At 68.0% G+C, this 24,094-nt stretch carries 21 protein-coding genes; 11 read left to right on the forward strand and 10 right to left on the reverse strand.

Features of this window, described 5'->3' with window-relative positions:
• Positions 1–93: 93 nt before the first annotated feature.
• The 4 genes from MLGJGCBP_RS20575 to MLGJGCBP_RS20590 all read left to right on the forward strand — a co-directional run bounded on the left by MLGJGCBP_RS20575 (position 94) and on the right by MLGJGCBP_RS20590 (position 4,303).
• A complete protein-coding gene (locus MLGJGCBP_RS20575) occupies positions 94–849 on the forward strand; it encodes a sulfite exporter TauE/SafE family protein (protein ID WP_160097792.1) in 756 nt (251 codons plus the stop codon).
• Positions 850–972: 123 nt separating this feature from the next.
• Complete coding sequence (locus MLGJGCBP_RS20580; protein ID WP_236581223.1) at positions 973–2,646, forward strand: amidohydrolase; 1,674 nt, start codon at positions 973–975, stop codon at positions 2,644–2,646.
• Positions 2,643–2,864 carry a DUF3311 domain-containing protein gene (locus tag MLGJGCBP_RS20585; protein WP_160097794.1) on the forward strand — a complete coding sequence of 74 codons (222 nt, stop codon included), beginning with the start codon at positions 2,643–2,645 and terminating at the stop codon, positions 2,862–2,864. Before MLGJGCBP_RS20580 ends, MLGJGCBP_RS20585 begins: the two co-directional genes overlap by 4 nt.
• Positions 2,861–4,303 carry a sodium:solute symporter family protein gene (locus MLGJGCBP_RS20590; protein ID WP_160097795.1) on the forward strand — a complete coding sequence of 481 codons (1,443 nt, stop codon included), beginning with the start codon at positions 2,861–2,863 and terminating at the stop codon, positions 4,301–4,303. Before MLGJGCBP_RS20585 ends, MLGJGCBP_RS20590 begins: the two co-directional genes overlap by 4 nt.
• Here the strand turns inward: MLGJGCBP_RS20590 and pdxR are convergent.
• Both pdxR and ald read right to left on the reverse strand, forming a co-directional pair.
• A complete protein-coding gene (pdxR, locus tag MLGJGCBP_RS20595) occupies positions 4,273–5,736 on the reverse strand; it encodes a MocR-like pyridoxine biosynthesis transcription factor PdxR (RefSeq protein ID WP_160097796.1) in 1,464 nt (487 codons plus the stop codon). The genes MLGJGCBP_RS20590 and pdxR overlap by 31 nt on opposite strands.
• A gap of 103 nt (positions 5,737–5,839) precedes the next feature.
• On the reverse strand, positions 5,840–6,961 hold the full coding sequence (gene ald / locus MLGJGCBP_RS20600; protein WP_124394876.1) for an alanine dehydrogenase: 1,122 nt from the start codon (positions 6,959–6,961) through the stop codon (positions 5,840–5,842).
• A 218-nt stretch (positions 6,962–7,179) separates the two neighbouring features.
• Here ald and MLGJGCBP_RS20605 point away from each other — a divergent pair, with 218 nt between their 5' ends.
• The 3 genes from MLGJGCBP_RS20605 to MLGJGCBP_RS20615 are packed head-to-tail and all read left to right on the forward strand — an operon-like array spanning position 7,180 to position 10,450.
• Complete coding sequence (locus MLGJGCBP_RS20605; protein ID WP_087558658.1) at positions 7,180–8,550, forward strand: aspartate aminotransferase family protein; 1,371 nt, start codon at positions 7,180–7,182, stop codon at positions 8,548–8,550.
• Between the two features lie 30 nt (positions 8,551–8,580).
• Positions 8,581–9,669, forward strand: coding sequence for a phosphotransacetylase (locus MLGJGCBP_RS20610; RefSeq protein ID WP_236581224.1), 1,089 nt, complete (start codon positions 8,581–8,583; stop codon positions 9,667–9,669).
• 49 nt (positions 9,670–9,718) lie between these two features.
• Positions 9,719–10,450: a sulfite exporter TauE/SafE family protein gene (locus MLGJGCBP_RS20615; RefSeq protein WP_160097797.1), complete on the forward strand. Its 732-nt coding sequence runs from the start codon at positions 9,719–9,721 to the stop codon at positions 10,448–10,450.
• A gap of 7 nt (positions 10,451–10,457) precedes the next feature.
• Here MLGJGCBP_RS20615 and MLGJGCBP_RS20620 read toward each other — a convergent pair whose 3' ends face one another.
• On the reverse strand, positions 10,458–11,363 hold the full coding sequence (locus MLGJGCBP_RS20620) for a LysR family transcriptional regulator (RefSeq protein ID WP_160097798.1): 906 nt from the start codon (positions 11,361–11,363) through the stop codon (positions 10,458–10,460).
• A gap of 101 nt (positions 11,364–11,464) precedes the next feature.
• On the opposite strand from MLGJGCBP_RS20620, the gene MLGJGCBP_RS20625 reads away from it, so the two are divergent.
• The 3 genes from MLGJGCBP_RS20625 (at position 11,465) to MLGJGCBP_RS20635 (ending at position 15,426) form a co-directional block, all read left to right on the forward strand.
• Positions 11,465–12,520: a YeiH family protein gene (locus MLGJGCBP_RS20625; protein WP_160097799.1), complete on the forward strand. Its 1,056-nt coding sequence runs from the start codon at positions 11,465–11,467 to the stop codon at positions 12,518–12,520.
• 191 nt (positions 12,521–12,711) lie between these two features.
• Positions 12,712–13,674 carry an MBL fold metallo-hydrolase gene (locus tag MLGJGCBP_RS20630; protein ID WP_160097800.1) on the forward strand — a complete coding sequence of 321 codons (963 nt, stop codon included), beginning with the start codon at positions 12,712–12,714 and terminating at the stop codon, positions 13,672–13,674.
• A gap of 51 nt (positions 13,675–13,725) precedes the next feature.
• A complete protein-coding gene (locus MLGJGCBP_RS20635; RefSeq protein WP_160097801.1) occupies positions 13,726–15,426 on the forward strand; it encodes an FAD-dependent monooxygenase in 1,701 nt (566 codons plus the stop codon).
• Here MLGJGCBP_RS20635 and MLGJGCBP_RS20640 read toward each other — a convergent pair.
• The 7 genes from MLGJGCBP_RS20640 to MLGJGCBP_RS51910 form a co-directional block, all read right to left on the reverse strand.
• Positions 15,368–17,440 carry a heavy metal translocating P-type ATPase gene (locus MLGJGCBP_RS20640; RefSeq protein WP_160097802.1) on the reverse strand — a complete coding sequence of 691 codons (2,073 nt, stop codon included), beginning with the start codon at positions 17,438–17,440 and terminating at the stop codon, positions 15,368–15,370. The genes MLGJGCBP_RS20635 and MLGJGCBP_RS20640 overlap by 59 nt on opposite strands.
• A gap of 37 nt (positions 17,441–17,477) precedes the next feature.
• Complete coding sequence (locus MLGJGCBP_RS20645) at positions 17,478–17,798, reverse strand: metal-sensitive transcriptional regulator (protein ID WP_087558665.1); 321 nt, start codon at positions 17,796–17,798, stop codon at positions 17,478–17,480.
• A complete protein-coding gene (locus MLGJGCBP_RS20650) occupies positions 17,795–20,065 on the reverse strand; it encodes a heavy metal translocating P-type ATPase (protein ID WP_160097803.1) in 2,271 nt (756 codons plus the stop codon). Before MLGJGCBP_RS20650 ends, MLGJGCBP_RS20645 begins: the two co-directional genes overlap by 4 nt.
• Complete coding sequence (locus MLGJGCBP_RS20655; RefSeq protein WP_160097804.1) at positions 20,065–20,970, reverse strand: hypothetical protein; 906 nt, start codon at positions 20,968–20,970, stop codon at positions 20,065–20,067. Before MLGJGCBP_RS20655 ends, MLGJGCBP_RS20650 begins: the two co-directional genes overlap by 1 nt.
• A 56-nt stretch (positions 20,971–21,026) precedes the next feature.
• Entirely contained in the window at positions 21,027–21,233 is a 207-nt protein-coding gene (locus MLGJGCBP_RS20660; protein WP_160097805.1) for a heavy-metal-associated domain-containing protein, read from the reverse strand.
• A gap of 156 nt (positions 21,234–21,389) precedes the next feature.
• Positions 21,390–22,175, reverse strand: a complete 786-nt coding sequence (locus MLGJGCBP_RS20665; protein ID WP_160097806.1) for a hypothetical protein — start codon at positions 22,173–22,175, stop codon at positions 21,390–21,392.
• Positions 22,168–23,205 (reverse strand): hypothetical protein, encoded by a 1,038-nt coding sequence (locus MLGJGCBP_RS51910; RefSeq protein ID WP_160097807.1) that lies wholly within the window; start codon positions 23,203–23,205, stop codon positions 22,168–22,170. Before MLGJGCBP_RS51910 ends, MLGJGCBP_RS20665 begins: the two co-directional genes overlap by 8 nt.
• A gap of 420 nt (positions 23,206–23,625) precedes the next feature.
• Between MLGJGCBP_RS51910 and MLGJGCBP_RS20675 the strand changes: the two genes are divergently transcribed.
• Complete coding sequence (locus MLGJGCBP_RS20675) at positions 23,626–24,060, forward strand: class I SAM-dependent methyltransferase (RefSeq protein ID WP_236581225.1); 435 nt, start codon at positions 23,626–23,628, stop codon at positions 24,058–24,060.
• Positions 24,061–24,094 lie beyond the last annotated feature (34 nt).

The following is a 24,094-nucleotide window of genomic DNA, read 5'->3' on the forward strand; positions in this document are numbered from 1 at the left end:
ACGATTCGACGCCGTCTGGATCTGTCGCTTCGCCGCCGCGACCCCCACACTTCTGACGGAGACGACGACGAAACGGAAGCGGTGCAACAGGGTATGGCGGCAACGGTGTGGGATCTGTCGCTGCCCGCGCTCCTCTTCGCCCTCGGCATCGTGGTGGCCGGTGGCGTCGTCCGCGGCTTCGGGGGTTTCGGTGGCGCGATGGTGTGGGTCGCCGGACTCGTCGTCCTGCTCCCGCCCACCTCCGTGATTCCCACCGTGTTCGTCCTCGAGGTCGTCGCCAGCGCCGCGATGCTGCCCCAGGTGTGGCGACAGGTGCACTGGAAGTCGTTGCGCTGGTTGTTCGCAGGCACCCTGATCGGAATGCCGCTCGGCATGTGGGCGCTCACGCAACTGTCCGGCGACCTGGTGCGCGTACTGCTCGGTGTCGCCATCATCGGATCCGCCGTCGCCATGGCCGCCGTCCCCGACCGGCAGTCGCTGCCGGGCCCCGGCGTCACCGCCGCGACGGGAATGGCGTCCGGACTCCTCAACGGCGGCTTCGCCCTCGGCGGCCCGCCCGCCGTCCTCATGTACTTCTCCGCGTCCACCCACGTGGCCGCCGGACGCGCCTCACTCGTCGTGTTCTTCCTCGTCATCGACGCCTTCGGCGCAGCGGGCTCGGCCGCAGGCGGACTCCTCACAGTGCCCGTGCTCGCGCAGATCGCCCTGTTCGCACCACTCTGCATGCTCGGCGCCGCCGCGGGGAAATGGATGTTCGACCGCACCACCGCCCACCAGGTCCGCCAGCGGGTGCTGTGGTTGCTCGGCTTCCTCGGCGCCGCCGTCCTCGTGCAGGTGGCGTTGCGGTAGAGCTGCTTTCGGGCTGCGCTGGTACCGTCCGGCGGTCGTCTTCTGGTCCTGTTGCCCGCGTCACAGTGCGCGCAAGGTAGTGCTCGAACTACTTCGACGCGGTAACGAAAGGCAGGCACTGTGGTGGACTTTCCCAGAAACGCGGACAACACGCGATCGGCCGATTTCGTCGTTCTGAACGGAACGGTCCTGACGATGGACGGTCTGGGTCGCCGGGCGGGAGGGCTCGCGGCACGCGGCGGCCGCATCGTCGCGGTCGATTCCGATCGCGCGGTGGCCGAGTGGATCGGCCCCGACACCCGGGTCCTCGATCTCGGTGGTCGCACCGCCATCCCCGGGTTCGTCGAGTCGCACAACCATCCGGAGTTCTTCGGGATGACGCTGGCCGCGCAGGTTGACGCGGGTTCGCCGCCGAACGACTGCATCGCCGACATCGTGCACCGGCTCGAGCAGGCAGTGGCGGACGAAGAAGCAGGCGCATGGATCCGCGGCTATCGCTACGACGACTCTCTCCTCTCCGACAACCGGCATCCGACTCGCACCGACCTCGACCCCGTGTCACCGGACAACCCGGTGCTGCTGACCCACGTGTCGGGTCACTTCTGTGTGGCGAACTCGGCAGCGCTGCGGATCGCGGGAATCGATGACACGACGCCGGATCCGCCGGGGGGACGGATCGCGCGGGACTCCTCGGGGCAGCCGACCGGGCTGCTGCTGGAGGGGGCCGCGTTCATGGTCAATTCGATGGTGCCGAGCCGCGGCAGCGACGAGGCGGTGCAAGCGTTGCGGCTGGCAGGGGCGGAGTACGCGCGGCACGGCGTCACGACGGTGCACGATGCGGGTATCGGATTGATCGGCGGCAGGGCGGGCCTCGATGCGTACCGCACTCTCGCGCGGTCCGGTGGGCTCCCGACCCGCGTCCACGGCTACCTCTTCCACGATCTCGTGGCGGGCCTCGACGAGGGCACACCGGAGGCGCCGGATCCGGCAGCCGACGACGACAATTTCAGTCTCACGGGCGTGAAGATCGTCGCCGACGGGTCTATTCAAGGACTCACCGGCTGCCTGGCCGAGGGGTACACATGCGCACCGGACGAGCACGGCATGATGCTGCTGGACCCCGACGATCTCGGGCGCAGGATCGCCGCGCTGGACGCTGCCGGCTGGCAGGTCGCCGTGCACGGCAACGGGGACGCCGCCATCGAGGCGATTATCAACGGGTACGAACGGCTCGGGGTGGCGCCCGGACGGCGCCGACGGCACCGGATCGAACACTGCCAGACCGTGCGGGAGGACCAACTCGACCGCATGGCCGCGAACGACGTGCTGGCCTCATTCTTCGTCAAACATGTCTACTACTGGGGTGACCGGCACCGGGACCGCTTCCTCGGCCCGGAACGGGCGCGCCGCATCAGCCCGTTGGCCTCGGCGCGCTCGCGTGGCCTGACGTTCGGCCTGCACTCGGACACACCCGTCACCCCGGTCCCCCCGCTCGAGGGGATCTGGTGTGCCGTCAACCGGATCACCCGGAACGGCGACGTGCTCGGCGGGGAGCAGAGCATCGACGTCGACGCGGCACTGCGCGCCTACACCATCGACGCCGCGTACCTCGGCGGCGAGGAGTCGTCGCGAGGCAGCCTCGAGGTGGGCAAGCTCGCCGACCTTGCGGTGTTGTCGGCGGACGTCACGGCGGTGGCCCCCGAGACGATCCGTGCGCTCACCGTGGACGCGACCGTCGTGGGCGGAAACGTCGTCCACGCGAGCCCGGAACTCACGGCACCGGCGACGGCCCGATGATTCGCAGTTGGCCGAGCGTGATCATCGGATTCGTCGTTCCGACCGTCGCGATACTGGGCGGAGTCTTCACCTTCGGACGAATTCACGCAGTGATCTTCGGCTTTCCCGTCGTATTCCTCTGGACCTTCATCTGTTTCCCGCTCACCACGCTGTGCTTGTGGGTCAGTTGGCGGTTCTTCGACCGCAGCCATTACCCGGATGAGGAGAAAACCGCATGATCATCGCCGTCCTCTGTGTCGTACTCGCTATCTCGGTGGGAGTCGCCGTATACGCGGGGTACGGCCGCCGCGACGGGGGCATCTCGGAATTCCTCGTCGGCGGGCGCTCGTTCCCCGCCTGGTTGGTGTACTTTCTCGCGGTCGGTGAGGTGTACAGCATCGGCACCCTGCTCGGATTCCCGTCGGGCATCTACGCCCACGGCGCGAGTTACGGCGTGTGGTTCATCGGGTACATCCTGCTTGCGTACGTATTCGGCTACTTCCTGGCACCGCTGGTGTGGCGGGCCGCGAAACGGTACGACGCAATGACCGTCCCCGACATCTTCGGCAGGCATTTCTCCAGCCGCACTGTGGAATTGGTGACGTGCTTGACACTGCTCGTCGGGCTCGTGCCTTGGGGGCAGTACCAATTCATCGGTCTGCAGGTGGTGCTGTCGTCACTGGGGGTCAGTCTCACCCCGGTCCAGGCGGTGGTGATCGCCGGCGTCCTCGCGTTCCTTTACGTCGCGGTGTCAGGTATCCGCTCGCCTGCGTACGTGTCCGTCATCAAGGACACGCTGATGGTCATCACCGTCGCGGCCGTCGGTATCGCGGTGCTGTTCGCCACCCACGGGTCGGGGGCCGCGACCGCTCCTCTCCACATCACCCCCGCCGTCAGCACCATCCAGGGCTCGGCGATGACGTTCACGATGACCACCATCATCTTCCAGGCGCTCGTGTTCTACCTCGGCCTGGGCGCGTCCTACATCCTGCCCGCGAAGTCGGAGCGCGCGGTGAAGGGATCGACCGTGTGGATGCCGCTGTACATGCTCATCTACCCCTTGCTGGTTCTCGCCTCGTTCTACGCGGTGCAGAAGTACCCGGGCGTCGACAACCCGAACACGATCTTCATGGTGACCGCCCGCGGCCTGCTGCCGGACTGGCTCGTCGGAATCGTGGCGTCGGGTGCGGCCCTGTCCGGTCTGTTGGTGCTCGCCGCGACGGCACTCGGAATCGGAGGTCTGGTGTCGCGCAACCTGTTCTCCGGACTCGGGCCACACGCCCAGCGACGGTGGAGCACGGTCTTCGTGGCCGCTTTCCTCGTTCTCGGCGCATTGCTCACGCTGTACGCCTCGACGCTCATGCTGACCGTTCTCAACCTGTTCTACGGCCTGGTGGCGCAGGTGGTCCCGGCATTCCTGGTGGTGCTGTTCATGCGGCGCGTACCCGCCGCGGCGATCACGACCGGAATGATCGTCGGTGTGGGGCTGTCCATCGTCCTGTACCTGCAGGGTCCCTCGGTCCTCGGTGGGATCAACAGCGGCGTCGTCTCGACAGGCGTGAATGCGCTCGTGATCCTCGTGTGGCGACTGCTCGCTCCAGGTCCCGAGCGGGAACCGGTCGCGCGCGGACCGCGGCGGACCGAGCCTCAGCGCCGCATGGTGGCCGCGCAGGCCTGACCGAGGAGGGCGATGCCTTCCTCGATGGAGCGCAGTGGGATCGCCCCGTAGCCGATGCGAAAGTGGTTGCGGGGCGGTACGGGCTGGGTGAAGAAGATGTCGCCCCGTTCGATGAGGACGCCGCGGGCCTCTGCCTCTCGTGCGAGGACCCGGCAGTCGAGATTCTCCGGACCGGTCATCCACAGGCTGACCCCACCGGGCGGGTACGGCTCCTGCGGCCAGGGGAGGTACTTGTCGACGGCCGCGCACAGGCGTTCCCATTTGTGTTTCATCTGGGTGCGGTGATGGCGCAGCGCCCGGTGATACTCGCCGCTGTCGATGAGCATCGCCAGGGCCCGCTGCTGATGACCCGGTGGGTGCCGCAGCACGTACCGGCGGGCTTTGCGCAGTTCACGCACCAGATCTGCGGGTCCGACGAGGTAGCCGAGGCGCAGACCGGGGGCCAGGAACTTCGAGAACGTGCCGAGGTACACGGCGTCGCCGCTGGAGTCGAGCGCCTTGAGCGCCGGGCTGGGGCTGCCGTGATAGCGGAACTCGCTGTCGTAGTCGTCCTCGACGATCACGGTGCCGGATTCCGCGGCGAGCTGCAGCAGACGCTGCCTGCGGTCGATGCCGAGCGTCACGTTGGTCGGATGGTGATGGCTCGGGGTCAGATACATCAGGTCCGTGCCGCGCAGCGTCTCCGGCGGTCGCAGGCCGTGCGCGTCGACGTCGATGCCGTACACCTGAGCGCCGGTGCGCAGGAAGATGTGTCGCGCGTCGAGGTAACCGGGGTTCTCGATCGCGACACGGTGTTCGGGTCCGAGGAGTACGCGGCCGACGAGGTCCAGTCCCTGCTGGGAACCGACGGTGACGAGAACCTCGTCCGCACCGGCCTCGATGCCGCGCGACGGCAGCAGGTGCTGGCGGATCATGTCGATCAGCATCGGATCGTCCGCGCCGACGCTGTCCTGCAGGCTGGCGTAGGCATGCGGCTGGTACAGGGCGTCACGCAGGCACCGGACCCACGCGCGGGCCGGGAAGCTGCGGATGTCGATCTGCCCGGCCAGGAACGGATACGGGTAGCTGTGCCAGTCGAGGTTCTTCTCGATGTGCGGAACGTCGGCGTCGGGGTACCGCCGGATGCGGGACGACCAGTCGATGCGCGGGATGGTCGCGCGGGCGTCGGATGCGAGCGTCTCGATCATGTCGGGATTGACGAACATGCCCGAACGCTGGTGGCTTTGAACGAGTCCCTCGGCGATCAGTTCCTGATATGCCAGGTTGATCGTGTTCCGGGAGATCGCGAGATCGACCGCCAGTTCACGCGAACTGGGGAGGCGGTGGCGTGGATCGAACAGTCCGTTGGCGATGCCGTGTTCGATCGCCCGCCGAACCTGCCGGTAGAGCGGTTCGGCGGAATTGCGGTCGATCTCGATCAGTGTTCTCGGCACGCATCGCCTCCTGTGGATCCAAGAGTGGCCAGGTGTAGGCCGACCCGGCACGCCGAGAAGTTCCCGAACGAGCACTTCTCAGTATGCCGGGCCGGCGGCGAAATCAAACGAGGTTGAGCGCTTCGTCGACGCCGATCGACTCGATGCCGAGTGCGGCACCGACGGCGTCGTTGGTCAGTCGCCCGGAGATCGTGCTGACTCCGGCGCGGAGCGCGGCGTTCTCCCGGGCCGCGCGGGCCAGGCCCTTCTCCGCGATCTGCAGCGTGTACGGCAGGGTCACGTTGGTGAGCGCGTACGTGGAGGTGTGGGGCACCGCTCCCGGCATGTTCGCCACGCAGTAGAACACCGAGTCGTGGACCTTGAACGTGGGGTCCGCGTGGGTGGTGGGACGCGAGTCCTCGAAGCAACCACCCTGGTCGATCGCGATGTCGACGAGGACGCTGCCCGGCTTCATCCGTGAGACCAGCGAGTTCGAGATGATCTTCGGGGCCTTGGCGCCCGGGACGAGCACGGCACCGATGACGAGGTCGGCCTGCATGACCTCCTGCTCGATCGAGTAGGCGTTGGCGGCGAGGGTGCGGATCCGGCCCTGGTACATGCGGTCGGCGGCGCGCAGCTTGTCGACGTTTTTGTCGAACAGGACGACGTCGGCCCAGGTGCCTGCGGCGACGGCGACGGCGTTCATGCCCGATACGCCGGCACCGATCACGACGACCCGCGCGGGGGACACCCCGGACACGCCGCCGATCAGCACACCCCGGCCACCCTCCGGGCGCATGAGTGCCTGCGCACCGACGAGGGGGGCGAGCCTGCCGGCGACCTCACTCATCGGGAACAGCAGGGGCAGCGAGCCGTCGGGAAGCTGAACGGTCTCGTACGCAACCGAATTCGTGCCGGCGGCGAGCAGGGCCCGGGTGCACTCCTCGCCGGCGGCGAGGTGCAGGTAGGTGAACAGCGTGAGGTCCGAACGCATCCGGTGGTATTCCTCCGCGATGGGCTCCTTGACCTTCAGCAGGAGTTCCGCGCTCTGCCACACGGCGTCGGCGCTGTCGAGGATCTTCGCGCCGGCCGCGCCGTAGGCGTCGTCGCCGATCGACGAGCCCTCCCCCGCACCGCGTTCCACGAACACGTCGTGCCCGTGGGCAACCATCTCGTGGACACCGGCAGGAGTGGCCGCCACCCGGTACTCGTGGTTCTTGACTTCCTTGGGGATACCGATCCTCATCTGAGACCTCCGTTAGCTGGGGCTGTTCCGCTCCGACCACATGCCGTGGTCCCCGAGCGATACCGAAGTCTGGATCACTCTGGCATGGGACCAGAAGGACCAGTTGGGGACCGTCTACGGGGACCAGTCTGGACCCATCGAATACCGCTCTTCTGGTTCTGACCTGCGGTCCGCCTCGTCGGTATGTTGTGGATCACAGCCATTCGACAACGAAGGAGATGGTCGTGGACGTCACCGAATTGCGAGCACGGGCCCGCCGGCACCTCGGACCTCATTTCACCCGCAAGGACACCTGGGAAAGCGACTTCCCGGTGTTCGTTCGCGGCGAGGGAAGCTATCTGATCGACACCGAGGGAGACCGTTTCCTCGACGGTCTGGCTGGTCTGTTCTGTGTGAACATCGGTCACGGCCGCGACGACATCGCGAAGGCGGCGAGCGAGCAGATCGGGACGCTGGCGTACGCGTCCAACTGGGGCAGCGCCCACATTCCCGCGATCGAGGCGTCCGCGCTGATCGCCGACCTGGCACCCGGTGACCTCGGGACGACGTTCTTCGTCAACTCGGGTTCCGAGGCCGTGGAGACGGCGGTCAAGTTCGCCCGGCAGTACCACCGCAGCCAGGGCAACCCGCAGCGAACCAAGATCATCAGCCGCGAGATGGCCTATCACGGAACCACTCTCGGCGCACTCTCGGTGACGCAGCTGCCCAAGATCAAGGATCCGTTCGGCCCGCTGCTGCCCGGGGTCCGCTCCGTACCCAACACGCTCGGCTACCTCGGCGACTGCGGCCCGGCGAACGAACTCGACTGCATCGCCGCGATCGAGGCCGTCATCGAGGAAGAGGGCGCCGAGACCATCGCCGCCGTGTTCGCCGAGCCGGTGCAGAACGGGCGCGGCGCCCTGGTCCCGCCGGACGGATACTGGGCCGCACTGCGCGCGCTGTGCGACAAGCACGGGATTCTGCTGGTCTCCGACGAGGTGATCTGCTCGTTCGGCCGCCTCGGGCACTGGTTCGGCTACGGACTCACCGGTGTGGTTCCGGACATGATCACGTTCGCGAAGGGCTCCACCTCGGGATACGCCCCGCTCGGCGGCCTGATCGTGCGTGAGCAACTGGTTCGCGAACTCTACGACTCGCCCAAGGGTGGCGTGTTCACCCACGGCGCCACGTGGGGCGGGCACCCGGTGTCGACGGCGGTCGCGGTCGCGAACATCACCGCGATGCGCGACGAGAACGTCCTCGGCAACGTCAGCGCACGCGGCCCGAAGCTGAAGTCGGCACTCGATTCGCTGATGCGCTCACACCGCTGCGTGAAGGACGTCCGCGGCACCGGCTTCTTCTACGCGATCGAACTGATGGCGGACAGCGACAGCGGCCGCGAGTTCACCGAGCAGGAGTCGCTGACGGTGCTGCGCAAGGTGCTGCCGGAGGCGTTCGCCCGCACCAAGGTGATCCTCCGCGGCGACGACCGCGGTGCCACGATGCTGATGATCTCGCCGCCGCTCGTCGCCGACGACGAGGTGCTGTCGGAACTGCTGCACGGCATCGACAGCATGCTCACCGACATCGAGAAGGCAATCCAGCCGTAAGGGAAGGGCACCTTCCCCGAGTTCCAGCGGGTGGCGGTCGTCGTGATCGACGACCGCCACCCCTCTTCGTATCGACGGGAGAGCGAGGCCATGGCCCCGGGCGTCACCACTGCACCCCCCACCGACGTTGCACGACTGAATGATTCATCGCTGATCGACCACTGGACCGCCACCCTGAGCGGCCGGAACCGGACCGTCGCGCTCGCGGACGGAGAAGACGGACGCGCGATCCGCGCGGCACACCATCTGCACCACAAATGTGTCGTCGCCCCGCGCCTGTTCGGGCGGCGGGACGTCATCCGGCGCACCGCGGAGGCCGCGGGCATTCCGCTGGCCGAGGAACTCGTCGTCGACCTGGACGAGGCCGCCGCCGATCCCGCGATCCGCGGCGCCGTCGAATCGGGATTCGCGAAATATCCCGACCGGATCGAGGCGGCGCTGTCGGATCCGGTGTGCCTGTCCGCGGCGGCAGTGCGCGCCGGGGTGGTCGATGCCGGTGTTGCGGGTGCGAGCAGGCCGACGTCCGACGTCTTGCGGGCGGGGCTGCGCATCGTCGGGCTGGCACCCGGTTCGAACACCCTGTCCAGTGCGATCCTGATGTTGCTGCCGGACGGCAGGCAGTTGACGTTCTCCGACTGCGCCGTCGTCCCCGATCCGACGGTCGAGGAACTGGTCGACATCGCGCTCGCCGCCAGCGCCACCCACTTCCAGCTCACCGAGCAGACCCCGATCGCGGCGATGCTGTCGTTCAGCACCCAGGGCAGCGCCAGCCATCCGCGGGTGGAGAAGGTCCGCGAGGCCGCGGAACGGGTGCGCGTCCGGGACCCACAGTTGCACGTGGACGGAGACCTGCAGTTCGACGCCGCGCTTGTCGCCGAGATCGGCGCGTCCAAGGCGCCCGGGTCGCGGGTCGCCGGTCGCGCGAACGTCCTGGTCTTCCCGAACCTCGACGCCGGTAACATCGGGTACAAAATTGCCCAGCGGCTCGGCGGTGCAATAGCCTTGGGGCCCATCCTCCAAGGATTGGCCGCGCCGTGGAACGACCTGTCCCGCGGATGCACCGGCAGCGACATCGAATTGATGGCGCTGGTCAGCGCAGTTCAGTCCCTCGCCATCTGAGCGGCGGACCGGCACGACACCGTGCCACCGGATCGAGAAGGGAGTCGCGATGACGATGCTCCTCGTGGGTGCCCTGTGTATCGGCATCGCCTCGGTCATCGGCGGTGCCACCGGGTTCGGCACGGCACTGATCGCGACGCCGGTGATGCTGATGATCGGATTCGCCGTTCCCGAAGTGGTATTCGTCAATCTCGTCGCCGGTCTGATCACGCGGATCGGCGCGGCGTATCACCTGCGTGAACATATCAACTGGGGACGGGTGGCTCTGCTCGGCGGGGGCAGTCTGCCCGGTGCCTGGCTGGGTGCGGTCACCCTCGGACTGTTGCCGGAACAGTATCTGAAGCCGGCGGCGGGCATCGTGGTCATGCTGTGCGGAGTCGCGATGGCCCTCCCCACCCGGACGGAAACCGCTCGGGCGCCCTCCACCACCGCGCACGTCCTCACCGGGTCCGTAGGCGGCTACCTGGGCACCACGACCTCCCTCAACGGACCGCCACCGGTCCTGTTGCTGATGCGCGCGCGGCTGCCACCGATGGCGTTCATCGCCGATCTCGCAGGCTATTTCATCGTCGCCAACATCATGGCCCTCGGTGTCCTGTGGTTCCACGACGAGATCACGGAGTCGATGTTCTGGCCGCGCCTCCCGGTCTTCGTGACGGCGGCGGTGATCGGCAACGTCACCGGACTGGCGATCGCCAGGCGACTGCCACCGGGCGTGTTCCGTTCCGCTGTCATCGTGCTGGTGATCGCCGCCGGTGCGACGACGTTCCTTCTCGGCTGAGCGTCTTTCAGTTCTCGGCCCCGACCCGGCGGACCAGCCGCACCAGTTCGCCTGCGGGACCGTCGAGCTGACGCGCGCCCCGCCACACGGCCCGAAGAACCCGTTCGAGTTCGAGGCCCTCGACGTCGATCACCTTCAGTTCGCCGGCGGCGACCTGCTCCGCGACCGCGAGGGTACTCATCACCGCCGGTCCGACCCCGGCGAGCACGCTGGTGCGGATCGCGGCGGCGCTGCCGAGTTCGAGAAGCGGTGCCGCCCGTTCGTATTCCTGCAACGCCACGTCGAGGGTGGTCCGTGTGCCCGATCCCGGTTCCCGGACCAGGAGCGGTGTCAATGCCAACTCGCTGACGGACAGTGCTTTTCGACGCCGCGCCCACGGGTGGGTGGGGTGGACGACGACGACCAGCCGGTCGCGGGCCACCGTGATGCTCTTCAGCGGACGCGGCACCGTCGGCGATTCGACGAACCCGACGTCGCAGATCCTGTTGTCGATGCGCTCGAACACCTGAGTCGAGTTGTGCACCTGCAGGTGGATGGTGACGTCGGAGTGCATCCGGCGAAACTGCCCCAGCCACCCCGGCATCAGATGTTCCGCCACCGTCATGCTGGCGCCCACCGTCAACTCGGCCGAGCGTTCCGCGCGCAGCCCCTCGGCCACATCGAGCAGCCTGCCCGCATCGGACAGTACCCGGCGCGCCCAGTGCGCGATCACGGTGCCTTGCGGCGTCAGTATCGAACCCGTCGGGCTGCGCTGCAGCAGGGTCATGCCGAACTGGCGCTCGAGTTGCTTGATGGCGCGACTCGCATTCGGCTGCGCCATTCCCGCGAGTCTGGCGGCAGCGCTGAGGCTTCCGTGGTCGTCGACTCCGACGAGCAATTCGAGCACCGGAAACTCCGGCCATTTGCGGGACATACGTCGAGTATATGACCACCGCACAAGACATATCAGATTGATATGTGTTCATGCCGAAATGACGGCTATCGCAAAGTGCCGCAGTGACGGACCGTAGGAGCATGAGCACCGAACTGAGCGAATCGAAGTCCGAGGAACAGCGCGTGGCGAGCACGGGAACGCTGCCGCGACTGCAGACCGCCACGGTCACTGTCCTCCCGGGCCTGGCGCTGTGCGCCGCCGCCACCGCCCTCGCGATGGGCATCGGCCGGTTCCTCCCGACGGTGAGCCCGCTGTTGATCGCCATCGTGCTCGGCGCCGTACTGTCGAACGTCGCGCGACTGCCCGAGCGCCTCCGTCCGGGACTGCAGTTCTCCGCCAAGAAACTGCTCCGGGTCGGCATCGCCCTCCTCGGGCTGCAGTTGATGTTGAGCGACATCCTCGGACTCGGCTGGGGCGTCATCGTCGTGGTCGTCTCGATCGTCTGTCTGGGCATCGTCGGCACGATGTTCGTCGGCAAACTGCTCGGCCTCAGCTGGACGCAACGACTGCTCATCGCCTGCGGGTTCTCGATCTGCGGTGCGGCCGCGGTCGCGGCGGTGGACGGGGTCGTGGACGCCGACGAGGAAGAGGTGATCACCGCGGTCGCGCTCGTCGTCATCTTCGGCACCCTCATGATCCCCGCGATCCCCCTGCTGTCGCGGGCGCTCGGACTCTCCGACACCGACGCCGGCCTGTGGGCGGGCGGATCTATCCACGAGGTCGCGCAGGTCGTCGCGGCCGGCGGAGCGATCGGCGGAGCGGCCCTCGGCGTCGCCGCGGTGGTCAAACTGGCCCGCGTCCTCATGCTCGCGCCGGTCATGGCCGTTCTCAGCGTGCGGCAGCGCTCCCTCGCAGGCAGCGACGCCGACGTGAAGCGGCCGCCGCTCGTCCCGCTGTTCGTCGTCGCGTTCCTCGCCTGCGTCGGACTCCGGTCGTCCGGCCTGCTGCCCGCGGGTCTGCTCGCCGACGCCAAGATCCTCCAGACCGCACTCCTCACCGCCGCCATGTTCGCCCTCGGCGCCGGCGTCCAGATCGCCACCATCAAGAAGGTCGGCGCCCGCCCCTTCGTCCTCGCCACGATCTCCACCGTCTGGGTGGGCTCGATCGCACTGGTCGGCGTGCTGCTCGCGGGGTGAGCACGTCCCCACCGCTTCCCGACGAACGGGACGCCCGTTGCATCTGACGCAACGAGCGTCCCGTTCGTCGTAGCGGGGTGGGGGCAGCGCGGAGAAATCCCGGACAGATATTGATCAAGGCTTTCATTATTTTGTGAGCCGGGTTACTGTGGTCACCATCAATCAAACCTTTGATTAGTTAGGTGCAGCGCATGAGCCCGATCAACTTCGCGTCCTCGGCCGACCTCGGCGAGAAGGAACAGACCCTGGAAGTGCTCGCCGACGGCGTGTACGCGCTGACCGCCGAGGGCGATCCCAACATCGGCGCCATCGAGGGCGAGGACTTCGTGGTCTGCTTCGAGGCGCTCGCCACCCCCGTGGCCGCTCAGGACTGGCTGCGCAAGCTGCGCGAGCACACCGACAAGCCCGTCCGCTACCTGGTGCTCTCGCATTACCACGCTGTCCGCGTGCTCGGTGCGTCCGCGTTCGACGCCGAGACCATCGTGTCGCACGAGACCACCCGCGCCCTCATCGAGGAGCGTGGAAAGGAAGACTGGGCAAGCGAATTCGGTCGCATGCCGCGTCTGGCCAAGGGTGCGGACTCGGTGCCCGGACTGACCTGGCCCACCCTGACGTTCGCCGACAAGCTGACCATCGACCTCGGCGGCGGACGCGGCGACCTGGTGCTCCAGCACTTCGGCCGCGGGCACACCGAAGGTGACATCACCGCGTGGCTGCCGAAGCAGAAGATCCTCTTCGCCGGCGACCTCGTGGAGGCGCAGGCCGCGCTGTACACCGGCGACGCCTTCCACCGCGACTGGTCCACCGGCACCCTCGACCGGATCAAGGCGCTGGGCGCCGAGGTCCTGATCGGCGGACGCGGCGCCGTCTCCCACGGCCGGGAGGCTGTCGATGCCGCGATCGAGCAGACTCGCCACTTCATCGAGGTCATGCTCGCCGAGGTCGGTGCCGTGCAGCAGCGCGGCGGCACCCTGAAGGAGGCGTTCGAAGCCACCCACGCCGCACTCAACGAGCAGTACGGGCACTGGCCAATCTTCGAGCACTGCCTCCCGTTCGACGTCTCCCGCGTGTGGGACGAACTCTCGGGGATCGAACGCCCCGTCATCTGGACCGCCGAGCGTGACCGCGAGGTCTGGGACCAGTTGCAGGGCTGAAATCCGTCACCGTTTCACCCGTCACCGTTTCACACTGACAAGGCGAGGATCATGGGAAGACGACACACCCGAGGCGGCACCGTCACCGTCGTGGGCAACGGCCCGGTGGGCCAGACGACGGCGCTGCTGCTGGCCCGCTGGGGCATACCGGTCACGTTGCTCGACGCCCGGGCCGAACGGGATCCGATCGGATCGAAGGCCATCTGCCAGCAGCGGGACGTCCTCGAGGTGTGGGACGCGATCGGCGTCGGCCGTCAACTGGCCGACGAGGGGGTGACGTGGGGGTGCGCCCGCACGTTCCACCGCGACCACGAACTGTTCGCGCAGACGTTCGTCGACCGCGGCATCTCGTCGTTCCCGCCGTTCGTCAACATCTCGCAGGCCCGGACGGAGGAACTGCTCGACGAGCGGATCGCGGCCACACCGTCGATCGACGTCCGGTGGGGACACGAGGCCACGTCCGTCGACCAGGACGAGACCGGCGTGACCATCACGTGCCGCACCGACGACGGTGACCGGGTGGTCGAGTCCGACTACGCCGTGGTCGCGGTGGGATCCCGGGGCAGCGCGATCCGGCAGCAGCTGGGGGTCACGTTCGACGGTCGCTCGTTCGACGACAAGTTCCTCATCTGCGACATCGCCGCCGACATCCCCGGCTGGGCCGACGAGCGCCGCTTCTATTTCGACCCCGAGTGGAACCCGGGCAGGCAGGTGCTCATCCATCCGTGCCCCGATTCCACGTTCCGCATCGACTGGCAGGTGCCCGGCGACTACGACCTCGAGGCCGAGGAACGGTCGGGGGCGCTGGACGAGCGGATCCGGAAGATCATCGGCGACACCGACTACCGCATCGTGTGGAAATCGGTGTACCGCTTCCACTCCCGGGTCGCGAACCGGATGCGCGTCGACCGGGTGCTGCTCGCCGGCGACGCCGCGCACATCGTGTCCCCGTTCGGTGCCCGCGGACTGAATTCGGGTGTCGCCGACGCCGAGAACGCCGCCTGGAAGCTGGCGTTCGTCCTGCGCGGCTGGGCGGACGAGTCGCTGCTCGAGACGTATCACACCGAGCGGCACGCGGCGGCGGTGGAGAACATCGCCGTCACGACGGCGACGATGGACTTCCTCGTCCCGCAGTCGGACGAGCAGCACCGGCACCGCCGCGACGTGCTCACCGCGGCGGTCACCGACCCGCAGGCCCGTGCCCTCGTCGACAGTGGCCGCCTCGCCGAGCCGTTCTGGTACGTCGAATCACCCTTGACCACAGACGATCCGGGACGCGCCTTCGCCGGCCGCCCGGATCGTGGATGCACCCCGGCGGCGGCGCCGGGAATCCTCGTGCCCGACACCCCGGTGACGCTGCGCGGCGGCGGGGGCACCCGGCTCCGCGACATCGCCCGGAGCGGCATCCTGCTGCTGCTCGGTGACGGCGTGGACGCCGACGAGATCCGCAGCGCGGCCCTTCCCGCAGTGCACGCACCGATCCGGCTGGTCCGGCTGTCGGAGATCGACACCACCGGTGTCCTCACCGCCGCGCTGGACGCGAAGCCCGGCGAGGTGTGGGTCATCCGCCCCGACGCCTACGTCGCGGCCGTCGCCGGCACCGTCGACGGGCTGGTGTCCGCGCTGCGGCGGATCACCGAACCCGTCGTCACCGAACCCGCCGTCACCGCATCCGAAGTCGCCGTCGAGACGATCAGTTCCGCGCCAGCCGTGCCGGATCCAGATCGAGTCGTCGCAACAGCTGTGCGTTGAGGGCGACGACGATGGTGGAGATCGACATCAGGATCGCCGCCACCGCGGGGGAGATCGCGACCCCGGCGAACGCGAGCACACCGGCGGCCAACGGCACGGCGATGATGTTGTAACCGGTGGCCCACACCAGGTTCTGCCACATCTTGCGGTAGCTCGCCTGCGACAGATCGATGATCGACAGCACCGCGCGGGGATCGTCGGCGGCGAGGACGACTCCCGCCGATTCGATGGCGACGTCCGTGCCGGCCCCGATGGCGACACCCACGTCGGCGCGGGCGAGCGCGGGGGCGTCGTTGACCCCGTCGCCGACCATCGCGACGCGGTGACCGCGAGCCTGGAGTGCCGCCACCTGCGCGTCCTTGTTCTCGGGCAGGACGTCGGCGAACGCCTCGTCGATCCCGAGGTCGGCGGCGACGGCGTCGGCGACCTGCCGGGCGTCGCCGGTGATCATCGCGACCTTCACACCCCGCGCGTGCAGGGCGTCGATCGCCTGCCGGGACTCCTCGCGGACGGCGTCCTCGAGCGCCACCGCGCCGAGCGCCTTCCCGTCGCGGACGACGTGCAGCACAGCGGCACCGCGTCCGACCCACCGTTCCGTCTGCGCCGCAACGTCGTCGGGGACCGTCACGTTCAGTTCGGCGAGCATCGCCGGCCCGCCGACGGCCACGTCCTCGCCGTCGACCACGGCGCGCACCCCGCGACCGGGCAGCGACCGGAATTCGGTGGCGGTGCGGCGGGACGCGTCGGGTACCTTCGCGGCAGCCTCGGCAACGATCGCGCGGGCGACCGGGTGTTCGCTGTCGGCCTCGACCGCGGCGGCGAGCGCGAGCAGGTCGGTCTCGGTGACACCGGCCGTCGCGACGACGCCCGTCACCGCGTGCCTGCCCTGGGTGAGGGTGCCGGTCTTGTCGAACAGCACGACGTCGACGCTGCGCATCCGTTCCAGCGCCAGCCGGTCTTTCACCAGCACACCGGCCCTCGCGGCGCGTTCGGTGGAGATGGCGATCACGAGGGGTATCGCCAGGCCGAGCGCGTGTGGGCAGGCGATAACGAGGACGGTGACGGTCCGGACCACGGCCTCGTCCAGGTTGCCGAGCAGCGACCACACCACGAACGTGAGAAGCCCTGCGACGGAAGCGAAGTAGAACAGGAACGCGGCCGCACGGTCCGCGAGCGCCTGGGCGCGGGACGACGAGGACTGCGCGTCGGCGACCAGGCGCTGGATGCCGGCGAGGGCGGTGTCCTCCCCCACAGCGCCGACGGTGATCCGCAGCGCGCTGTCGGTGGCGACGGTGCCCGCGACCACGGGGTCGCCGATGGTCCGGGCGACGGGAGTGGATTCGCCGGTGATCATCGACTCGTCGACCTCCGCGCGGCCGTCCGCGACGGTGCCGTCCGCGGGGATGCGGCCACCGGCCCGCACCAGCACCAGATCGCCGGTGGCGAGTTCGGAGACGGGGACCTCGGTGACGCCGTCGTCGGTGACCCGGTCCGCGGTGTCCGGCAACAGCGCGGCGAGCGCGTCGAGGGCACCGGACGCCGACCCCAGCGCCCGCATCTCCAGCCAGTGGCCGAGGAGCATGATGACGATGAGAAGCGCCAGTTCCCACCAGAAGTCGAGGTTGAACCCGCCGATTTGCAGGGTCGTCACCCACGACGCGAGGAACGCGACCGTGATCGCCATCCCGATCAGCAGCATCATGCCCGGCTGCCGCGACTTCAGTTCGCTCCACGCGCCGGTGAGGAACGGTGCGCCGCCGTAGAAGAAGATCGCGGTACCGACGACCGGCGGAATCCAGGACGCGCCGGGAAAGTCGGGGACGGTGTAGCCGAGGAGGTCGGCGAACATGTGGCTGAACACCACCACCGGCACCGACAGCGCGAGACTGATCCAGAACTTCTGCCGGAGTACCTCACCGTGCGCGCCGTAGCCGGCGTGCCGATCGGTGTGGGCGTCGTGATCGTGTCCGGTGTGCCGGACCTGTTCCATTTCCTGCTGATGATCGTGAGACATGCCTGCTCCCTCGGAAGCTGCTCTCGTGGTCAGGTTTTCAGGAACGCACCAGTCGTGCGATGGCGTCGGTGGCTTCCTTGATCTTCGCGTCCGCCTCGGAGCCGCCCGCGACGGCGGCGTCGACCACGCAGTGGCTGATGTGGTCTTCGAGCAGACCCAGCGCCACCGCCTGCAGCGCCTTGGTCATCGCGGAGACCTGGGTGAGGATGTCGATGCAGTACTTCTCGTCCTCGACCATCCGCTGGAGTCCCCGCGCCTGGCCCTCGATGCGGCGCAGTCGCTTGAGGTAGTCGTCCTTGGCGCTGATGTATCCGTGGCCGGCCTCGTGCTCGTGGTCGGTGTGAGGTTGCTCGGTCATGATTGTTCCCCTCGGGTGGGAGTGGTCAGCGGTTGGAACCGGCGCAGTCGCAGGCTGTTGCTCACGACGAACACCGAAGAGAATGCCATGGCGGCACCGGCCAGCATGGGGTTGAGCAGACCCGCCGCCGCCAGGGGCAGCGCCGCGACGTTGTAGGCGAAGGCCCAGAACAGGTTTCCCTTGATCGTGCTCAACGTTCTGCGCGACAACCGGATCGCGTCGGCGGCGGCGCGGAGGTCGCCGCGGACCAGCGTGAGGTCGCTGGCCTCGATGGCCACGTCCGTGCCGGTGCCCATGGCGAGACCGAGGTCGGCCTGCGCGAGCGCGGCGGCGTCGTTGACCCCGTCGCCGACCATCGCGACCACCTTGCCCTCGGCCTGCAGGCGCTTGACCACGTCCACCTTGTCCTGCGGCAGCACCTCCGCGATCACCTCGCCGATGCCGACCTGGTCGGCGATGGCCCGGGCCGCGGACCTGTTGTCGCCGGTCAGCATGATCGGGGTGAGACCGAGTTCCCGGAACTGCGCCACCGCCTCGCGGGACGTCGGCTTGACGGTGTCGGCGACGACGAGCACGCCGCGCGCCCGTCCGTCCCAGCCGATCCCGACGGCGGTCTTGCCGTTCGACTCCGCCGCCTCGACGGCCTGCTGGAGTTCGGTGGTGAGGTGCAGCGACCAGTCGTCGAGCAGTTTCGCGCGGCCGATGACCACCGCGTGTCCGTCGATCATGCCCTGGACGCCGAGTCCCGCGACGTTGGTGAACTGTTCGACGTCGGGGAGCGTCGTCAGGCGCTCCTTCGCGCCGCGGGTGATCGCCCGGGCGATGGGGTGCTCGGACGCGTCCTCGAGTGCTCCGGCGAACCGGAGAACCTGCTCCTCGTCCTGGCCGTCGGCGGCGACCACGTCGTGCAGCGACATCGTGCCGGTGGTGACGGTGCCGGTCTTGTCGACCACCACGGTGTCGACTCGCCGGGTCGACTCCAGAACCTCGGGGCCCTTGATCAGGATGCCCAGCTGGGCGCCCCGTCCGGTGCCCACCATGAGGGCGGTCGGAGTGGCGAGTCCGAGCGCACACGGGCACGCGATGATCAGGACGGCCACGGCGGCGGTGAACGCGGCGGCGATCGAGCCGCCGGTTCCGATCCAGAAGCCGAGGGTCGCGACCGACAACGCGATGACGATCGGGACGAAGATGCCGGAGATCCGATCGGCCAGTCGCTGCACCTCGGCCTTGCCGGTCTGCGCGTCCTCGACCATCCACGCCATCTGCGCGAGCTGGGTGTCGGCGCCGATCCGGCTGGCGCGAACCACGATCCGGCCGCCGACGTTGACCGTCGCGCCTGCCACCTCGGAGTCGGGCGACACCTCGACGGGCACGGATTCACCGGTCAACATCGACGCGTCCACCGCCGACGAGCCTTCGACGACGACGCCGTCGGTCGCGATCTTCTCGCCCGGACGGACCACGAACAGGTCGCCGACGTCGAGCTGGTCGATGCCGATCAGCTGTTCGGTGCCGTCACGCAGCACCGACACTTCCTTCGCCCCCAGTTCGAGCAGCGCCCTCAGCGCCGCTCCCGCCCGGCGCTTCGCGCGGGCCTCGAAGTAGCGGCCGGCGAGGATGAACGTGGTGACGCCCGCGGCCGCCTCCAGGTAGATGTTGCCGGTCCCGTCGACCCGCGCGATCGTGAGCTCGAACGGGTGCGTCATCCCCGGCATGCCGGCGGTGCCCCAGAACAGCGCGTACAGCGACCAGCCGAACGCGGCCAGCGTGCCCATCGACACCAGTGTGTCCATGGTCGCCGTGCCGTGCCGCAGGTTCGTCCACGCGGCCTTGTGGAACGGCCACGCACCCCACACCACGACCGGGGCCGCGAGCGTGAGCGACAGCCATTGCCAGTTGGTGAACTGCAGCGCCGGGATCATCGCCATCGCGATGACGGGAACCGTCAGCACCGCCGACACGAGCAGCCGCTGCCGCAGTTCCGCCGCCGGATCCTCTTCCTCCGGGGCAGGCGGCTTCACTTCGGGCAGCCGGGCCGTGTACCCGGCCTGCTCCACCGTCGCGACGAGATCCTCGGGTGAGACGTCGGCGGCGTCGTAGTGGACGCGGGCCTTCTCCGTCGCGTAGTTGACGGTCGCGGTGACACCATCGAGTTTGTTCAGCTTGCGCTCGATGCGGTTGGCGCACGACGCGCACGTCATCCCGCCGATGGCCAGTTCGATCTGGGAATCGGGTGCTGCCGCGATGTCGGCCCCGCGGGTCATCACTTCACCTCCGGTCCGGCGGTGGCGGTGAACTCGGCGGTGTGGACGGCGCCGGCGTGCTGGAAGTCCAGGAACAGCCGGTAGTCGCCCGCGCTGGGCGCGGTGACGGCGAAGTCGATCCCGGGACCGGCCGCGGTGACGCCGTCGCCGGGATGTCCGTCGGGGTGGACGTGCAGGTAGCCGAGGTCGGTGGTGCGCAGCGCCACCAGGTGACCGTAGGCGCCGAGGTACGGCTGCAGATCGGTGACGGGCCGTCCGTCCCGGCTCACCGAGAGCGTGACGTTCGACGTCTCGCCCGGTCGCAGCGTGCCGTCGAGTGTGACGGTGTAGCCGTCCACGGTGGTGGTCGGGGCGGGTGCGGGCAGTTCCTGAGGGTCGTAGTTGCCGGCGACCCGCAGGTCGGTGCCCAGCGTGACGCCCTCTCCGCCGGCCGGGGTGAAGTCCGCGAACACGCGGTAGTCGCCGCCGCGGCCCAGGTCGAGGGGGACGCTCCACGTTCCAGCCGCGTCGAGGGTCGGGTGCACGTGCTGGAACCCCGCGAGGTCGCGGCGGACGACGATCAGGTGCAGCAGCTTCTCGTGCTCCGGGGTGTACTCCGTCACGGGTACCCCCGAGGGGTTCGTGATCCGGAACTGCACCGGGACCGCGGCACCGGCGGTGACCTGGTCGGATGCCAGTTCGAGGGTGTAGCCGTCCGCGGTGGGCGACAGTCCGCCCGGCGTCAGGCCGGCGACGGCGTCATGACCCGCCGCGCCGTGCCCTCCCGCGTCGTGTCCTCCGTCCCCGGCCGTGTGCGCGGCGGGCTCGGCCACATCCGGGCCGGCAACCGACCCGAGGGCGAGCGCGGCACCGAAGATCACGACGAGGCCGACGGTGAATCCGGCGAACTTGCCGGTTGCGTTCATGAGGGGGCTCCTGTGCTGGAGATTGCCGGCTGAACCGGCGCGCTGGAATAGCCGGCTCAGCCGGCGACGGAATACCCGGCTTCCTCGACGGCACCCGCGACGGCGCCCGGGTCGAGGTCGGTGGTGCTCTCGATGACGACCTTGCCGGTGGCCAGATCGACGTTCACGGCGGTGACGCCGGGGAGTTCGCTGATCTCCTCGGTTACCGAGGACACGCAGTGGTCGCAGGTCATGCCGGTGACGGTGACGCTGGAGGTGCTCACGGGGGTTCGCCTCTCTTCGGGGTATCGATGTCTTCTCTCAGAACTACCATACCCCCCTACCGTATTACCGCAAGGAGGAGGCGACGAACCTTCCGCCACCCTCAACGGGCGCCATCTCAGCGCCATCCACGGTTGCCCTGCATTCTTGGAGAAAGATCAGTGGGGTGGCTCGCTGACATGAGTGCGAATTAGAGCCCCCAGCCTCGGGGCGGCCATCGTGAGTCCGCCGATTCTTTGTCGGCGGTCGATCATCTCGAGGAGGGTGTGGAGGGCTCGTGCAGCGTCACCTCGCGTACCTTTCTTCGGCTGGTTGAGCTTCCACCCGGTCCTCAGTTGGTCCTTGTGTTGGTGAACGATCGTCAAGAGGGAACAGAGATCTGCGATGTCCTTGTCCGCCAAGCGACTTTGCCAGGCGAGGGCCTTGAGCACCACTGCGGCTTCGACGTCGGGCAGTCGCACGTCAAATGTCAACTTTCCACCACCCTGCAGGCTTGCATGAACCGTGACGTCGAGGGCTTCTGCACTTAATGCCAGGCTCAGGCCGGGGATGGCGTCGAACCCGCGATCTCCGACCACCACTGTTTCTCGTCGCTGCCCGGTCGTAAGCGGCACTAGCAGATCGATTTCGAGCGGCTTGTTCTCGACTCCGGATAGGGCTTCGTAGTGGTTCCCCTTGACGAGTTCGTAGCCGCGGGCGAGAAGACTCTCGTGAAGACCGTCGTTACCGGCGACGACGGTGTCGATTCCCGCGTCGGCGTCGGCCGTGACGCGGGCAACCGCATCCGGGGTGGGGTACACCTGGGTGAGAATGTGCACCATGTGGCCACCGACGACCCGGTAATCGTGCCCCTCAGCGGCTTCCGCGAGGTCTGCCAGCGCTCGCAGACCGAGGTCCGCCGCATTCGACGCGGCGAACATATGGACTTGGGCCGCATCAGCCACGCCACGTTCCTTCCTCTATAGCACTGCGCAGATGTTCGGCGGCCTCCACTGCATCGGCGCCAGGGCTGCGCAGGACATCGTGCAACGCGATGATCGGGTCGACCCTCACGGGAGCAACACCCTGCAGTACGACGATCGGATCGACGCGGACCGGGGGTAGTTCCGCGGCAGCCTTGGCGGTGCGCCAGACAGTGGGATCCTCCGGAACAGTTGCCTCCAGGGTGTGCTCACTGTCGCTGGCTGGTGTAAATCCTGCGGGCGTGAAGTCGAGCAACTCGCGGGTGTATAGCGAGGCGATCGCAGGCAGGCGCCAGGGCGCGTATACGTCCGCAGCGATATCGCCGGTCTGTAAGCAGTCCACGCCCATCTCTGCGGTGAACTTTGCCGCATCCGCACCCTGTCGTACCGCAGGATCCAACCCGTACCAGTAAGTCGAGGCGCCACCCGGGCCTGGGTATTCATTGAGGTGCATCTCGAGCGAATCGCTGCGCTGCTCGAGGATCCATCCGTTTTCGGTGCGAGTCGCGTACCGGTGGTGCCGTAGAACGTGGGACACGGACTGCTGTGTGACCGCCAACGTCGCCGCTAGATCTACTTGAGTCATCGGTTGGTCGGTGAGGAGCAATATCCGCTCAACAGCCCATCGGGTCCATGGCTTGCGACCACGCCGCACTACCGGCGCTTCTGGGCCACCGTCAGATGGCGTTGGAATGGTGATCGTGGTGCCGGAGAAGATGGCAACACTTTCATGGACCGCGATGACATCGACGCCCCCTCGTTCGGCGAGCCGTCTCAGGTAGGGGGTTGTGTGGGTCGTGACGAAGAGGAACCGCGCGTCGGGGTATCGAAGGCGGAGATTCTCGAGCAGGCTGGGCGGCGGGGGCTTCAGGCGGACCTTAACCTGTACCGCCTGCGTGCGACCGTCCGGGAGAATCAAGAGCATGTCGGCAGGGCCCCCGGAGACTACCCGGATCTCGGCGGCGCGCAACAGCTGCAACGCACTCGTCAAGAGTTGATTAGAGGAGTTCATCTACGAACCTCCTTCATCGCCGATAGGTCTTGAACTGCAAGTACAAACTTAATTGCACCTTACCTCTTTAGTTTGTTTGAAAATGTCTATCAGATGATGTACTCACCCGTGTTATCTATTCGCGAGGCGAACAACGACGGAACCGGAACAGGCCGTCGCGGCCTTGAGCCCTGGCCGGCGTGAAGCCGCAGGCGTCCTGGGTGCACTGCTCGAAGTCGGTGATCGCCGTCATGCGGGCCATCATCGGGCGAAGTACCTGGTAGTGAGTGTTCCCTCGCCCACGCGGGCATCGAAAGGTGGTTGAGTGGAATAACGCATCTCACCCCACTGGGAATTGGAGCCTGGCAATGTCGATGGACACGTTGCGCACCCGGATGCTGCGCCGCACACCGCTCATCGAGAACCCCGACCCGGTGCGCAATGCCTGACGACCGCCGGAAACGGGTGGACGCCACCACCCTGACCGGTGTGCCCGCGACGATGATGTGGACGCTCCGCAACCGCGCCGTCGAGGCGGCGCGTCCCGACACCGCGTTCGCGGACCCGCTCGCCGTGGGTCTCTACGGGACCCTCGACTATCCGTACGAGAACTTCGGGAAACCCAGCCAATCCCACGCCCTGCGCGCGCAGGCGTTCGACGACGAGATCCGGGCGTTCCTCGCCGGCCACCCCGGCGGAACCGTCGTCGCGCTCGGCGAGGGGTTGCAGACCAGCTACTGGCGGATCGGCGACCCCGACATCCGGTGGCTGTCGATCGACCTGCCCGAGGTGGTCGCGCTGCGCCGGCAACTGCTGCCGGACGAGCCGAACGTCACCACACTCGTGGTGTCCGCGCTCGACCGCACCACCGACTGAATGTTGGCCGCTGAAGAGGTGACCGCAGCGCAAC

Source organism: Rhodococcus sp. T7, from assembly GCF_009872365.1.
Lineage (GTDB): Bacteria > Actinomycetota > Actinomycetes > Mycobacteriales > Mycobacteriaceae > Rhodococcus_F.